At 55.5% G+C, this 14,481-nt stretch carries 13 protein-coding genes and 1 tRNA gene; 7 read left to right on the top strand and 7 right to left on the bottom strand.

The features are described from left to right. Positions 1-3: 3 nt before the first annotated feature. The 5 genes from NIZ92_RS11850 to NIZ92_RS11830 all read right to left on the bottom strand — a co-directional run bounded on the left by NIZ92_RS11850 (position 4) and on the right by NIZ92_RS11830 (position 3,622). Positions 4-543 (bottom strand): VOC family protein, encoded by a 540-nt coding sequence (locus NIZ92_RS11850; protein WP_060185219.1) that lies wholly within the window; start codon positions 541-543, stop codon positions 4-6. Between the two features lie 124 nt (positions 544-667). Beyond that, positions 668-1,468, bottom strand: coding sequence for a transporter substrate-binding domain-containing protein (locus NIZ92_RS11845; RefSeq protein ID WP_137430244.1), 801 nt, complete (start codon positions 1,466-1,468; stop codon positions 668-670). Between the two features lie 46 nt (positions 1,469-1,514). Beyond that, positions 1,515-2,243: an amino acid ABC transporter ATP-binding protein gene (locus NIZ92_RS11840; RefSeq protein ID WP_035272361.1), complete on the bottom strand. Its 729-nt coding sequence runs from the start codon at positions 2,241-2,243 to the stop codon at positions 1,515-1,517. 23 nt (positions 2,244-2,266) lie between these two features. Continuing rightward, complete coding sequence (locus tag NIZ92_RS11835) at positions 2,267-2,935, bottom strand: amino acid ABC transporter permease (RefSeq protein WP_035272363.1); 669 nt, start codon at positions 2,933-2,935, stop codon at positions 2,267-2,269. Between the two features lie 3 nt (positions 2,936-2,938). Beyond that, positions 2,939-3,622: an amino acid ABC transporter permease gene (locus NIZ92_RS11830; protein ID WP_035272365.1), complete on the bottom strand. Its 684-nt coding sequence runs from the start codon at positions 3,620-3,622 to the stop codon at positions 2,939-2,941. 187 nt (positions 3,623-3,809) lie between these two features. On the opposite strand from NIZ92_RS11830, the gene NIZ92_RS11825 reads away from it, so the two are divergent. Then, entirely contained in the window at positions 3,810-4,850 is a 1,041-nt protein-coding gene (locus NIZ92_RS11825; protein WP_060185216.1) for a LacI family DNA-binding transcriptional regulator, read from the top strand. A 2-nt stretch (positions 4,851-4,852) separates the two neighbouring features. On the opposite strand, the gene NIZ92_RS11820 is transcribed toward NIZ92_RS11825, so the two are convergent. Further along, entirely contained in the window at positions 4,853-5,731 is an 879-nt protein-coding gene (locus tag NIZ92_RS11820; protein WP_060185215.1) for a LysR family transcriptional regulator, read from the bottom strand. 141 nt (positions 5,732-5,872) lie between these two features. Between NIZ92_RS11820 and NIZ92_RS11815 the strand changes: the two genes are divergently transcribed. From NIZ92_RS11815 to NIZ92_RS11805, 3 genes are all read left to right on the top strand, one after another. Next, positions 5,873-7,255: a M20 family metallopeptidase gene (locus tag NIZ92_RS11815; protein ID WP_254002010.1), complete on the top strand. Its 1,383-nt coding sequence runs from the start codon at positions 5,873-5,875 to the stop codon at positions 7,253-7,255. Between the two features lie 71 nt (positions 7,256-7,326). Continuing rightward, positions 7,327-8,604 (top strand): MFS transporter, encoded by a 1,278-nt coding sequence (locus NIZ92_RS11810; RefSeq protein WP_060185213.1) that lies wholly within the window; start codon positions 7,327-7,329, stop codon positions 8,602-8,604. Positions 8,605-8,845: 241 nt separating this feature from the next. Further along, positions 8,846-9,100 (top strand): heavy-metal-associated domain-containing protein, encoded by a 255-nt coding sequence (locus NIZ92_RS11805; protein WP_031231948.1) that lies wholly within the window; start codon positions 8,846-8,848, stop codon positions 9,098-9,100. Between the two features lie 497 nt (positions 9,101-9,597). Here NIZ92_RS11805 and NIZ92_RS11800 read toward each other — a convergent pair. After that, positions 9,598-9,682: transfer RNA gene (locus NIZ92_RS11800), tRNA-Leu, on the bottom strand. Between the two features lie 108 nt (positions 9,683-9,790). Between NIZ92_RS11800 and rnr the strand changes: the two genes are divergently transcribed. From rnr to NIZ92_RS11785, 3 genes are all read left to right on the top strand, one after another. Beyond that, positions 9,791-12,268 (top strand): ribonuclease R, encoded by a 2,478-nt coding sequence (rnr, locus tag NIZ92_RS11795; protein ID WP_009458934.1) that lies wholly within the window; start codon positions 9,791-9,793, stop codon positions 12,266-12,268. A gap of 69 nt (positions 12,269-12,337) precedes the next feature. Next, entirely contained in the window at positions 12,338-13,084 is a 747-nt protein-coding gene (gene rlmB / locus NIZ92_RS11790) for a 23S rRNA (guanosine(2251)-2'-O)-methyltransferase RlmB (RefSeq protein WP_035272375.1), read from the top strand. Positions 13,085-13,242: 158 nt separating this feature from the next. Continuing rightward, entirely contained in the window at positions 13,243-14,478 is a 1,236-nt protein-coding gene (locus NIZ92_RS11785) for a cystathionine gamma-synthase family protein (protein ID WP_115633817.1), read from the top strand. The last annotated feature ends 3 nt before the right edge of the window (positions 14,479-14,481 follow it).

Raw genomic sequence — 14,481 nt, 5'->3', positions numbered from 1 at the left:
GACCTATAGCGTGCTCAGATCAGGGAAGGGACGTACGGGGTCCTGGCCGTCCCAGTTCTCGGAGGCGGCACGGATCATGGAGAACATCTTGCCTTTGGGGCCCGCCACCTCGGATAGCTCAATGACGGCACCGGGATGAAACTCGGTATCGAAATAGCAAAAACGGCCGCGCTCGCCAACCTCGCCGCTCATGACAACGTTCAAGCCATGGTCCAGCGCGCGTTGCAGGTCCGCATCGTAGTTTTCTGTCCAGTAGGCGACGTGTTGCAAACCCAGCTGGCCGGCTTGCAGAAAGTCCCGGTACATCGAAGGAACATCGTTGCGGCATTGAATCAGTTCCACTTGCACAAAACCGGAATTGGCCAGGGCGACCGAGTTATGCGGCTCGTAGGATTCGCCTCGGTACTGGTAATTCTTGATGCCGACTTTGGGGTTGTAGTACCAGGGGCCTACACCCAGTTGGCGACTCCAGTAGTCCATGGCGGCTTCGATATCCCGCACCACATAGCCAAGCTGGCGGATTTCACCAAATAAGGTACTCATACATAATTCCTGAAGGGGTAAATCAGCTGAGCGAAGGCGCAGCCAGTCCCGCGGCAGACTTGGAGCGCTGCCGTCGGAGGGTTATCAATAGGGAGAGAGGCCGGGCTTGTGGCCCGGCTAAGAATTATTGGCCAGCGCCCTGGACGATTTCGTCGGGGATAGGCACACCGGCATACTTCAGGTGGATTTCATTGAGCTTACCGTTCTGCAGATTGGTCTTGATCCATTCGTCCACCCAGCCTTTCAGTTCAGGCTCGTTCTGGCGCATGGCAATGCCCAGCTTGTAGGACTCGATCACGAACTTGACCTCGAAGGGGCGCGAGGGATTGCGGTCGGCAATGGCTTTGATAATGGGTGGCGTGATCGCCACAATGTCGGTCTGACCGCTGGCAGCGGCGGTAATCGAGGCAGCCTCATCATCAAAGCGCACCAGATTGGCTTGTGGTGCCCGCTCACTGATGAGCTTGTCCTGAGGGCCGCCACGGGTTACGGCGACACGCTTGCCTACCAGATCTTCCATGCCCTTGATGTCCACATCTTTGGGAGCGCCAACGGCTGCTTGAATAGCACCGTAGGGAATGGAAAAGTCCACGGCCTTGGCACGTTCAGGCGTAATCGACAGTGAAGAGATAATCAAATCGGCCTTGTTGGACAGCAGATTGGGAATGCGGGCGGAGTTGGTGGTCTGCACGATTTCCAGTTCTACGCCCAGATCCTGGGCCAGCAAGCGGGCGGCTTCCACATCCGAGCCTACAGCCTGCATTTTGTCGTCGATATAGCCATAAAAGGGTGCGCCCAGGTCGATACCGACGCGGATCTTTTTGGCGGCCTTGATGTCGTCCAGCGCATTGGCGCTGGCAGCGGCGGACAAGCCAGTCAGGCCCAGGGCCAGGATGGTGGCACGCAGGAGGGTCGAGAGTGTCATGGTGCAGTCTCCGTCAGGATATTGTTATGGTGCTAGGGAAGAATCTTTACAGACCGTGAGCCAGAAAGGCTTGCAGCTCCGGGGTTTGGGGATTGCGCAGCATGTCGCCGGGGCCGGTTTCCCAGACGCGCCCCTGGTGCATGAAAATCACCACATCGGCTACGCGGGCAGCAAACTCCATTTCGTGGGTGACCAGGACCATGGTCATGCCATCGGCCGCCAGGCTTTCAATGACACGCAAAACTTCGCCGGTCAGTTGCGGGTCCAGCGCAGAGGTCACCTCGTCAAACAGCATGACTTTGGGTTCCATGGCTAGGGAGCGGGCGATGGCAACGCGCTGTTGCTGACCACCTGATAACTGTTCCGGATAGGCCTGGGCCTTGTCGGACAGCCCCACTTGCTCCAGGGTGCGTCGGCAAATGGCGCGAGCCTCTTCACGGCTGCGGCCACGAACGACTTGCGGAGCCAGCATGATGTTGCGTTCTACTGTTAAATGCGGGAACAGGTTGTAGCTCTGGAAGACGATGCCAACATCGGTCCGTAGCGAGCGCAGGCAGACATCCGGGTCGTGGACTTGATGGCCGCACACTTCGATCTGGCCGCGATCAATGATCTCCAGCCGGTCTATGCAGCGCAGGGCGGTACTTTTGCCTGACCCGCTGCGTCCGATAATGGCGGTTACCTGACCTTTGGGAATGGCAAAGGACACGCCATTCAGGACGGCATTGCTGCCAAAACTTTTGTAGACGTCTTTGAGTTCAACAACGATAGACATAAAAACTCCTTGGCGATCCGAACTTATTTCTGCACCGGGCGATGAGCAAAATGCAGGCGCATCTCCAGGCGGCGGCTCCAGGCCGACAAGGGATAGCACAGGGCGAAATACAGGGCTGCAATCAGCACGTAGATCAGGAAGGGCTGGAAGATCGAGTTATTGATCAATTGGCCGGCTCGTACCAACTCCACAAAGCCCACAATGGATGCCAGCGAAGTGTTCTTGATAATTTGCACCATGAAACCGACGGTGGGCGGCGTGGCAATGCGCACAGCCTGGGGCAGAATCACCAGATACAGTCGTTGCCAGCGGGATAGGGCCAGACATTCAGCGGCTTCCCATTGGGTTCGGGCCACGGACTGGATGCTCCCGCGCCAGATTTCACCCAGGTAGGCACTGACGTAAATCGTCATGGACAGCCCGGCTGCTACCAGTGGCGGCAGGGTCAGTCCCATGATGCTGAGCCCGAAATAAGACAGGAACAGAATCACCAGCAAGGGAGTGCCTTGAATGATCTGAATGTAAGCAATGGCCAGATAGCGCAGGGGGCGCCATGCGCTGATACGGGCCAGGGCTACCAGGGCACCGCCTAACCCACCTCCAATAAAGGAAATCAGCGACAGTACGACCGTCCACAAAGCGCCTTCCAACAGGAAGTTCAGGTGATTGGCATTGAATCCGCTTGTGAACATGGCTTAACTCCGGCCGCGCAGCGCACGCTGACGAGAAAAAACCAGCTGTCCGCTTAGCCACAGGACCAGTCGCATCAGCAAGGACAGGGCCAGGTACAGGACGGCAACCAGAATGTAGGCCTCGAAAGGGCGGAAGGTCTCGGCCTGAATATGGTTGGCCATGGCCGTCAGCTCCTCCACTGAAATCTGCGAGGTCACCGAGGATGCCAGCATCAGCAACACATACTGGCTGCACAAGGACGGGTACACACGCTCCAGCGCAGGCAGCAAAATGACATGCCAATAGGTTTGGGCACGAGTCAGACCCAGGCATTCGGCGGCTTCCAGCTGTCCTTTGTGAATGGAGTCCATGCCGGCGCGCATGATCTCGCAGGTATATGCCGCCACATTGATGACCAAAGCGGCCAGAGCTGCGCCAAAGGCACTGACTTTCCAGCCCAGGGTGGCCAAACCGAAAAAGACCAGGAAGATCTGTACCAGCAGCGGCGTATTGCGAATGATCTCCACGTAGAAACCGCAAAGGCGGGCAATCAGGCGGGATGAACTGCGACGACCAATGGCCAGAAAAGTGCCGGCGATAAAACCGAGCACGGTAGCCGGAACGGACAATTTGATTGTCATCCAGGCCCCTTGCAGCAGTTGCGGCCACTGAAGCAGCACGCTGGAAAAGTCAAAGGTATAAGTCATGGCTGGACGGGTGGAACCTACGTCATCAAACAGAATCAGAGCGTGCTGACTCCCGAATGGTGCAGGCCTTGTCTCCCTATGGTTTACATGTTTTTATGATGTTTTTTGCTGTGCTGTTGCACTAGCCTTTTTGTATGGTATAGAAGCCACTTAAAGCCTGTCCAGCCAATCCAATGATGGTTTTTGATTGACTAATAAAATCCCTAAAATCAGCGATATTGCCCGTTTGGCGGGCGTCTCTACCGCGACGGTGGACCGGGTCTTGAACCGGCGTCCCGGCGTGCGTCCCGGCACGGTCCAGCATGTGCTTAAAGCGGCCCGCAAACTGAACTACATCAGCGATGCCGAGTTCAGCGCAGACCGTTGCCTCAAGCCCATGCGCATCACGTTTTTATTGCCTGCCGGCAGCAATCGCGTGATCCATATGTTTGGGGATGCCATCGACTACTCACAGACGCAGTTGCAGCCTTTCAATGTGGATTGCCATACCGAAGTCTTTAACGGCTTTGATCACGAGTCCCTGGCCCAGGCGCTGCTGGGCTTGCGCGGCCGCACCGATGGCGTGGTATTTATGGCGCTGGAGCATCCGGTGGTGCGCGAAGCGGTCGATACCTTGGTTCACGATGGTATTCCGGTAGTGACTTTGATTTCCGATTTGTCGGCCTCGACGCGCTTTGGCTACGTAGGCTTGGACAATGTGGCAACCGGCCGTCTGGCAGCCTATCTACTTAGCCGTCTTGGGGGCGGGCAGTCGGGCAGCTTCGCCTTGATTGCAGGCAGTCTGTGCTACCGCGCCCACTGTGATCGTGAGTCCGGTTTCTTGCAGCTAATGCAGGAAAAAGGCTGGGCAGATCGGGTGATTGGCTTGCGCGAAGGGCATGACGATGCAGAAAGCAATTACCGGCAGACGCGGCTGTTGCTTGAGCAGCATGCGGATTTGCTGGGTATCTACAATATTGGCGGCGCCCCTGAAGGAGTGGCGCGGGCGTTGAAAGAGGCACGACGAGACAAGAAAATTATCTTTGTCGGCCATGGGCTGACCTCTGATGTGCGTGCCTTGCTGATCGATGGCACCTTGGATGCCATCATCATGCAGGACCCGCAGCAGTCGATCCTGAACTGTGTGCGCATGTTGACGGCAGCCCGGCACATGGCGGAGGGGGGAGAGTCGGGCTTGAAGCTCAAGCCCATGAACAGCATTGTGGTGTTCAGGGAGAATTTGCCTTGATTTCAAGCGGCCTTCAGATCCTGAATCAAGGCCTTTAAAAAGTCACTGACGCTTTGTGGCAAGACCCGCTTGGCCATGCTTAAAATCTGCAAGTCTCGATCCAGTCGGGAGTCCCGCACAGGAACAATTTTCAATCCATGGTCCAGGCTGCTGCGATGGCTGATCGATGCGCCCAAGGCGATGGCATTGGTGCGTCTGACGAACTCGTGTAGCACTCCCGAGTAATTGCAGGTAAAGACTTCGTTAAAGACCAGCTTTTCCATCTGGCAAACGTGGTTAAAGAGTTGCTTTTGGGTAAGCTCCTCGCCGGGCATCACGATGGGATAGGGTTGTAGTTCGTTCAAGGACAGCTTGCTTGCCGTGGCTAAAGGGTGTTGTGCTTGCATGACGGCAAAAATGGGTGAGCGGCAGGAGTAGTTCACTTCCACATCGGGTACCGGGGCGGTGCTGAAAATAGCCCCTATATCAACCTCTCCGTTTCGAACCATATCCACACAATCATTGGGCGAGCTCACTTTCAATACAAACCGTGCCAATGGCGTTCGGTTGGAAAACTCTGCCATGACCATGGGTAAAAAGTAGCGGGCTAACCCCTCGGTGGCTGCCACCCGAATTAAATGGGCCTGGGCATAGTCGTTTTGACGCAGACTTTGCACGATGGCTTCTTCTTCCAGCCGCACGCGCAAGGCGTGTTCGGCCAGGGCCTGACCTGCTGCAGTCAGTACCATTCCTCGTCGCCTGCGCTCAAACAGCGCCACCCCAATGGACTCCTCCAGCAAGCTGATTTGGCGGCTGATTGCACTAGGGGCAATATGCAGCCTTGCGCTGGCTGCCGCCAATGAGCCTGTTTTCATCACGGCCAGAAAGTATTTGTAATCCATGGCTTTGCTTGTTTGTCTCGGGTCTGGGCTTTGTGTTTTGAGTTCTAAAAATTAGCTCATTCTATTCTAAAGATAGAAATATACAGAAGGTAAGACGGATTCTATAGTCCTCTTTCCTACCAATAAGACAACGAGACAAAAATGGGAAAAAGTAAAGCCTTGTCCAGGGGGCGCGCCTATTTTGAGGAGGGCGGTTTCGAGCAGGACTTGCGCCGTCGTGTGGCGATTCAAAGTGACAGCCAGACTGCGGAGAAAGCGGATCAATTGCAGCTCTACCTGGATCAGGAGCTGGGCCCTTCCTTGGTGAAACTGGGGTTTGAGGTCCGTATCCTGGCCAATCCCAAAGGGGCAGGCCCCATCCTTCTGGCTCACCGACATGAATCCGATGAACTACCCACGATTCTGACCTATGGGCATGGCGACGTGGTGCCCGGACATGACCATCAATGGCGTGAAGGCCTGGCGCCTTGGGAATTGAAGATCGAAGGGGAGCGTTGGTACGGCCGGGGGACGGCGGACAATAAAGGCCAACACAGCATTAATCTGGCCGCGCTGGAACAGGTCATTCAAGCTCGCGATGGGCGTTTGGGTTTCAACCTCAAAGCCATCTTTGAGACGGGTGAAGAGCGAGGCTCGATCGGTTTGCGCGAGTTTTGCGAGCAACATGCACAGAGCTTGTCGGCTGATCTGTTTCTGGCCTCGGACGGCCCGCGCTTGAACGCCAATCAGCCGACCTTGTTCTTGGGCTCGCGTGGCACTGTGCTGTTCTCGCTGGAGGTGATTTCGCGTGAAGGGGGGCTGCACTCGGGCAATTGGGGCGGGGTGATGGAAAACCCCGCGGTGGTGCTGGCCAATGCTCTGGCCTGTCTGGTGGGGCCTCAAGGACAACTGCTGTGTCGCGAACTGACGCCAGGCCCCATACCGGAGGACGTGCTGGCTGCCATTGCAGATTTGGAGATTGGTCAGCATACCTTGGGGCTGGCCTTAAATGAGCATTGGGGCGAACCGGGCCTTAGCTACGGCGAACGTCTGTTCGGCTGGAACACCTTGGAAGTGCTGGCACTGGATGCTGGGAATCCGCAAAAACCAATCAATGCTATCCCGCCTCGTGCTCAGGCTTTTTGCAATTTGCGTTTTGTGCTGGGAACGCAGATAGAGGACTTGGAAAGCACTTTGCGCCAGCACCTTGATGCGCATGGCTTCGAGCAGGTGCGTATTCATATGGGCCAGATCATGCCTGCCACCAGGCTGGATCTGGGTAATAAGTGGATCGCCTTGATCAAGGATGCGATCAGCAAAGTGACGGATCAGAAAATTGCCGTGATCCCGAATTTGGCAGGAACTGTACCCAACGATATTTTTGCCGATGTACTGGGTCTGCCCACGATCTGGGTGCCACACTCCTACCCCGGCTGCTCTCAGCACGCTCCCAATGAGCACATGCTGACTCCCATTATCCAAGAGGGACTGGACATCATGACCAGCGTTTTCTGGGAACTGGGCGAATTGAACAAGAACACTTAAAAAAAACAGACGCCGTTCAGAAGTAACGGCGCATTGCCTTCGGAAACACCGGGGGCAGGAGGAGATAAAAGATGGAGCAGACCAAAAAAGCGGTGGGGCCTTTACCGCGTTCGTTTTGGAAGCCGGTCGCCGCGTCCGTGGTGGGGAATACCTTGGAGTGGTTTGATCTTGCTGTATATGCCTACTTTGCACTGACCATTGGTCGTGTTTTTTTTCCGAGCTCAGACCCTACTGTCTCTTTGGTTCTGGCTTTTGCCACATTCGGGATTTCATTTCTGATTCGGCCCATTGGAGCCGCGGTTATTGGCTCCTATGCGGACAGACACGGACGCAAGAAAGCCTTGTCCCTGTCCATCCTCTTGATGTTATTGGGCACGTTCATGATTGCGGTCATGCCTGGTTATGAAACGCTCGGGCTTATTGCGCCTATCGGTATTTTGATTGCGCGTTTTATTCAGGGCTTTTCGGCGGGGGGCGAATTTGGCAGTTCTACTGCATTCATGATGGAGCATGCTCCAGAACGCTCTCGCGCATTTGTGGCCAGTCTGCAGTTTGCCAGTCAGGGCTTTGGTGTCGTGCTGGCTTCTTTGTTCGGTTATGTGTTGACTTCTACCTTAAGCGAACAGCAGATGCTGGATTGGGGGTGGCGTGTTCCCTTTTTCTTCGGCTTGTTGCTGGGGCCGGTAGGATACTGGATCCGCAAAACGGTGGATGAGTCCCCGGATTTCAAAGAAAGTGAACCTGGCGGTCAGCCAGTGCGAGAGGTGCTGAGTTCACAAAAGGTTTTGCTGTTGATTGCTTTGGGCACCTTGATTTTGTCTACCGCCTCCAACTACCTGATTACTTATATGCCATCGTATGCAGCGACTACCCTGCGTGTTCCGCAATCGGCCGGATTTTTGGCAACCCTTACCGCAGGCTTGATTCTGACTATTGCTACGCCGTTGGTAGGTTATGTCGCGGGTAAAGTTGGTCGGATCAAGATCATGCTCACCGCTGCCGTGCTGTATGCGATTGCGATCTTCCCGTCCTTCATGTGGTTGAACCGCGAGGCGACCCAAACGGCGCTGATTCTGGTTGTAGGTTTGATGGCTTTGCTCAAAGCCGTGTACTTCGCCCCCTTGGCCGGATTGATGGCTGATGTTTTTCCGGTGCGTACCCGTGTTACAGGCATGTCCTTGAGCTACAACATCGGCGTCACTGTCTTTGGTGGTTTTGCACCTGTGATTGCCACGGGTCTGATTTCACTGACCGGCTCTCCGGTGGCGCCCAGTTACTACCTGATTCTGGCCGCGGCGTTGAGTATCGTGGCCTTGCTGGCAGCTAGTCGCAAGCTGGGTATGAGGTAAGTCAGGGTCGTTCAAGGGAGGGCAGGCACTGCTAACAAGCAAAGGAGCCTGTTCAGAAAACCGTTTTCAGACCGGTTTGCCTGTGGTCAGCGGGCAAGCCGGTTTTTTTGTGTCTGCCTCCAGGCTGGCGCATCGTTCTTGTCCTGGCACCTTGCCGTATCTATAAGATGTATTTAATATATATCTTTATGGGCGGTGGCGATTTCATCAACTGCCTCACCTCATGTTAAAGGGATAAAAAATGCAAGTTGGAATGCTGAAACTGGCGGGTTTGCGACACCCTGAATGCGCCGATAAAGTGGCTATTGCCTTGGCGGCTATTGAAGGCGTACAGGCGGCAGATGCCTCGTTCGAAAACGCAAAGGCGTCGGTTCGTTTTGATGAAACCCAGGTCTCGCTGGAAGATCTGCATGCTGCGGTCGAGCGGGCCGGCTATCAAATCGCCAAACCTGCGCATGGTGAAGATGGTGCATGTTGCGGTGGCTGCGGCGGTTAAACCTACTGCATCCTGAGACTGAAAACCGACTGTAGAAACACAGTCGGTTTTTTTATGGTTGTACAAAGCAGGGCAGGCGGTGTTTTGCTTTGAGTGTGTTGCCTTGGCTGCCCAGGTGCTTGCTTCAAGGGGTATTCACAGGCTTGTAAAGAAAGCAGCCGATCATGCGGTAGTGATTCTTTATGTGGAAATGGCTGTGTTTAAAAAAGAAGGGGGTCGTATTGCTGCTCGTTTTCTGCCACAGTCAGACGTAATCGGATTGATGCTGAAGGATAATAAATTTATGGAGCAACAAAATAAAAAAGGCCGACCATTGAGAAATGATCGGCCTTTCGGAATTTTGGTGCCCAGAAGAGGACTCGGTCACACGGGCGCGACCCCGGTTGGGCTTGCATGCCCGACCTTTCTCGCCCCCACGTCAGGTGCTCAAGCACCTGACTTTCTGGGCTGGAAAGCAAAAAGCCGACCATCTTGCGATGATCGGCTTTTTTGGAATTTGGTGCCCAGAAGAGGACTCGAACCTCCACACCCGAAGGCACATGGACCTGAACCATGCGCGTCTACCAATTCCGCCACCTGGGCATATCGTTGTATGCTTATGGCTGTGCCAAAAGCCTTTAACGACTTTGCTGCGTGAGCAGCAAAGAAAAAGGATTATAGGCATACTTTATTAATAATGGAAGTGTCCTTTTGAATAAAAAACATCAAGACAGTACTGAGGACCGTATTCAATCAACGGGCCGTTATGAGTTGCCGCCTGACTTCGACCCGGATACCCCGACGCGGGAAGTGATCCTGGCGGGGCTGCGCGAAGATGCAGACGGCCTGACCATGCAGGCTCTGGCGAAAAAGCTGGGCCTGGGCAAAGAAATTACGGTGGGTTTCGAGCGGCGTGTGCGCGCAATGGAGCGCGATGGTCAGCTGCTGATTTCCCCCGAAGGCAAAATTCGCAAAAACAACCAAACTGGTTTTATCGCCGGCAAAGTGTTGGGCCATCGCGACGGCTTTGGTTTCTTGCAGCGCGACGATGGGCAGCCCGATCTGTTCTTGTCGCCTCGAGAAATGGCCAAAGTGTTGCACGGCGACCACGTTATGGTGCGTATCGTCGGTGAATACCGCGGCAAGCCAGATGCCTCGATTGTCGAAGTTACTGCGCGCCACACCAGCAAGCTGGTGGGTCGTTTCCTGCGGGAGCGTGGCACGTTCATCGTGGTGCCCGAAGATCAACGTATCAAGCACGACATCCTGATTCCCAACGGAGACCAGGGCGAGGCCGAGCCCGGTCAGGTTGTGACGGTAGAGATTACTCAGCAGCCCGAGCGCCATCGTCAGCCTTTGGGGCGTGTGATTGAAGTGCTGGGGGAAATTGACGATCCCGGCATGGAAATCGAGATTGCCGTGCGCAAGTTTGAAGTGCCGGTCGATTTTTCCGAGAAGGCGCTCAAGCAGGCTGCGCGCATTCCCGCCAAGGTCAAACCATCGGAATACAAAGGCCGCGTTGATTTGCGCGATGTGCCTTTCATCACGATTGACGGTGAAGACGCACGAGACTTTGATGACGCGGTGTACTGCGAACGCGTTGATATCGGCACGGGCAAGCGCTCGCGCTGGGCATGGCGTTTGCTGGTTGCGATTGCCGACGTCAGCCATTACGTGCGCTCTGGCGATGCCCTGGATGAAGACGCTCTGGAGCGTGGCACCAGTGTGTATTTCCCGCGCCGCGTGATCCCCATGCTGCCAGAAAGCCTGTCCAACGGGATTTGTTCTCTGAACCCGTCGGTAGACCGTCTGGTTATGGTGTGCGATATGGTCGTGTTGGCCGATGGTGCCAAATCCGGCACTGTGTCGGCCTACCAGTTTTATGAAGCGGTCATTCATTCACATGCACGCACCACGTATTCCGATATCTGGAGCGCCTTGCAGCAGCCCACTGGCCCGGCGGCCACCCAGATTCAGCATGTGCTGGAGCCTGTGCAGAACCTGTACTCTCTGTACCGCTTGCTGGCCGAGCGCCGTACCGCCCGTGGTGCGATTGATTTCGATACGGTTGAAACCAAGATTGTGTGCAACCCCTTGGGTCGTATCGAACGTATTGAGCCCTTGGTCCGTAACGACGCGCACAAGCTGATTGAAGAGTGCATGTTGGCAGCCAATACCTGTGCTGCCGACTTTATTGCCCGCAGCCGTCGCAACGGTTTATACCGCGTGCACGAAGGCCCAACGCCGCCCAAGCTGGAAGCCTTGCGTGAGTATTTGCGCAGTTTAGGTTTGACGCTGGAAGGAGGCGATGAGCCTACTTCTGCGGATTACGCCAAAGTCGTGGCTGCGGCTCGTGGCCGTTCTGACTTTGCCGTCATTCAGACCATGTGTTTGCGGTCCATGCAGCAGGCTATTTATAGCCCGGAAAAAACGGGGCACTTCGGTCTGGCCTATTCGCAATACGCGCACTTCACCTCGCCGATTAGACGTTACCCGGATTTGCTGGTGCACCGTGTCATCAAGGGTATTTTGAAGGGCGAGCGCTACATTCCGGCTATCGACGAAGATCCGGGCGATGCCGCCTTGCCAGCCAGCAAGCGCGACTTTGCACGTTGGGAAAAATTGGGCGCCTTGTTGTCAGCGCGCGAGCGTCGTGCTGATGAGGCTTCCAAAGATGTGGAAGCCTGGCTCAAGTGCTGGTTTGTTAAAGAGCACGTGGGCGAGGAATACTCCGGCAAGATCAGCGGCGTGACCAGCTTCGGTCTGTTTGTGACGCTGGATACCTTGTATGTGGAAGGTCTGGTCCATGTCTCCGAGCTGGGTGCGGATTACTTCCAGTACAACGAAACTTCGAACGAGCTGCGTGGTGAGCGCACCGGTCTGCGTTATCGCCTGACCGACGCGGTGCAAGTCCAGGTTGCTCGTGTTGATCTGGAAGCGCGCCGTATTGAGTTCCGTCTGGTTAAAGGCGTGGGCTACAAGGCGGTGAAGGCGGCGGCTGAAGGGGTTGATCCATCCGAGCGTCCCATCAAGAAAGCGGCTCCAACCAAACCGCTGGCCTTGAAGGGCACCACGGCATCCCAACGACGTGCTTCGCAAAAGCAGGCTGAGCGGGATGAAAAGCGCAGTGCGGAGAAGGCAGCCAAGTCTGCGAAATCCACGCGTAGCCCTAGAGGACGCCGTCGATAGGCGTACAATGCCAAGCCGGGCTTTTTGCCCGGCTTTCTTTATTTGCTCTTATTTCCCCCAAGGATTGTTATGCCTCAGCAGGTTTTGGCCGGTTTCCATGCCGTTATTGCCCGAGTTCGTTTTAGCGCCGCTTCGGTGCGCGAGGTCTATGTGGATCAGACCCGGCGCGATAAACGGATGCTGGCTTTTATCGAACAGGTAGAACAGGCTGGCTTGAAAGTCATGGCTGTGCCGGTCGAACGTCTGGATGGTCTGGCCAAAGGCACGCGCCATCAGGGCGTGGTGGCATTGGCTCTGGAGCAAGAACTGGCTGTCGATGTCAATGAATTGCTGGACGATCTGGAAGAGGCCGGTCAGGTTCCTTTTCTGTTGATTCTGGATGGAGTGACAGACCCCCACAATCTGGGGGCCTGCTTGCGTAGCGCCAATGCGGCAGGTGCCCACGCCGTAATTGCGCCTCGTGACCGCGCTGTGGGTCTGAATGCCACCGTATCACGCGTGGCTTGCGGCGGTGCAGAGTCTACGCCTTACATTACGGTAACGAACCTGGCCCGTACCATGCGTATGCTGCGCGAGCGTGATGTCTGGTTGGTTGGCACCAGCGACCAGGCCACGCATACCTTCCACCAGGTCGATGCTCGCCGTCCCATGGCCTGGGTAATGGGTGCCGAGGGCGAGGGCATGCGCCGTCTGACTCGTGAAACCTGCGACGAGCTGGTTTCCATCCCCATGATGGGCGCAGTAGAAAGCCTGAACGTTAGCGTCGCCAGTGCGGTTTGCTTGTACGAAACTTTGCGTCAACGTAGCCAGTCTTAATTTCTTTTAAGTCTTGTTACTTGCTTAATTACTTATTTGTATAAAAAACGGCGGGTTTCATCCGCCGCTTCACCAGATAATAGGTAATTGGCCGTCAGCCGGGCAAAACCCAATCGGCGCTGACGGTGTGTACACGCATTATGGGCTTGGAAACGATCATGGAAGAAAACGGCTTTATTACCTCTACCTTGCACTCTGACCGTCGCTTGGGCACGCAGCATGGCGCTATCCATCAGCCATTGCACCCATCGACCGAGTTCGGTTTTCAGGATGCGCGTGAGCTGGCTGCGGTCTTTCAGGGCAAGTCCGGCTTTACCTATTCCCGTCAAGGCACGCCCACCACGGCCGCGTTGGAAGCCAAGATTACACGCATGGAAAAAGGCATAGGCAGTGTCAGTTTTGCCACAGGTATGGCGGCGCTGACAGCAACCTTGTTTACCTTGCTGCGCCAGGGCGATCATCTGATTGCCAGCAAATTCCTGTTCGGTAATACCAATAGCTTGCTGGGGACTTTGCGCGACCTGGGTGTACAAACCACGCTGGTGGATGCAACCGATCTGGCCCAAGTGCAAGCCGCACGGCAGCCCAATACCCGCATGGTCTTTGTTGAGACCATTGCCAATCCCGGTACACAGGTAGCTGATCTGCAAGGGGTGGGGCAATGGTGTCAGGACGAGGGGCTGTTGTATGTGGTCGATGCCACCTTGTCCTCGCCTTACCTGTCGCCCGGCCGTGAGTTCAAGGCCTCTCTGGTGGTCAATTCCCTGTCCAAACACATTGGTGGTCACGGTAATGCCTTGGGTGGCATGGTGACGGATACCGGCCTGTTTGACTGGACGACCTACCCCAATATTGCCGAGGTCTACCGCACGGGCAATACGCAGAATTGGGGTTTGGTACAGATTCGGAAAAAGGGCTTGCGCGATATGGGCGGCACCTTGTCGTCTGACGTGGCTCACCGCCTGGCTGTCGGTTCGGAAACCTTGCCTTTGCGTATGGAGCGTATCTGTTCCAACGCCCTGGCCTTGGCGCGCCATTTGAAGGCGCATCCCAAGGTCAAGCACGTGCAGTATCCCGGCCTGGAAGATCACCCGCAGCACGAGCGTACGGCTCAATTGTTCGGCAATCGCTTCGGTGGCCTGATGAGCGTAGTGCTGGAAGAGGGCATTGAAATCTTTGACTTCCTGAATCGCCTGAAAGTCTTTGTACTGGCTACGCACTTGGGCGACAACCGCAGTCTGGTGCTGCCCGTGGCCCACACCATCTACTACGAGATGGGCGCTGAGCAGCGCGCTCTGATGGGCATTGCCGACAATCAGTTGCGTATCTCCGTAGGTATTGAAGAGATTATCGATCTGACCTCGGACTTTGATCAGGCGCTGGCCCAGTCCTAAGCT

It is taken from the genome of Alcaligenes sp. 1735tsa3 (assembly GCF_024134565.1).
GTDB classification, from domain to species: Bacteria; Pseudomonadota; Gammaproteobacteria; order Burkholderiales; family Burkholderiaceae_B; genus Alcaligenes; species Alcaligenes phenolicus.
Note: the sequence above shows the minus strand (reverse complement) of the source record. Positions and strands in the feature narration are given on the sequence as shown.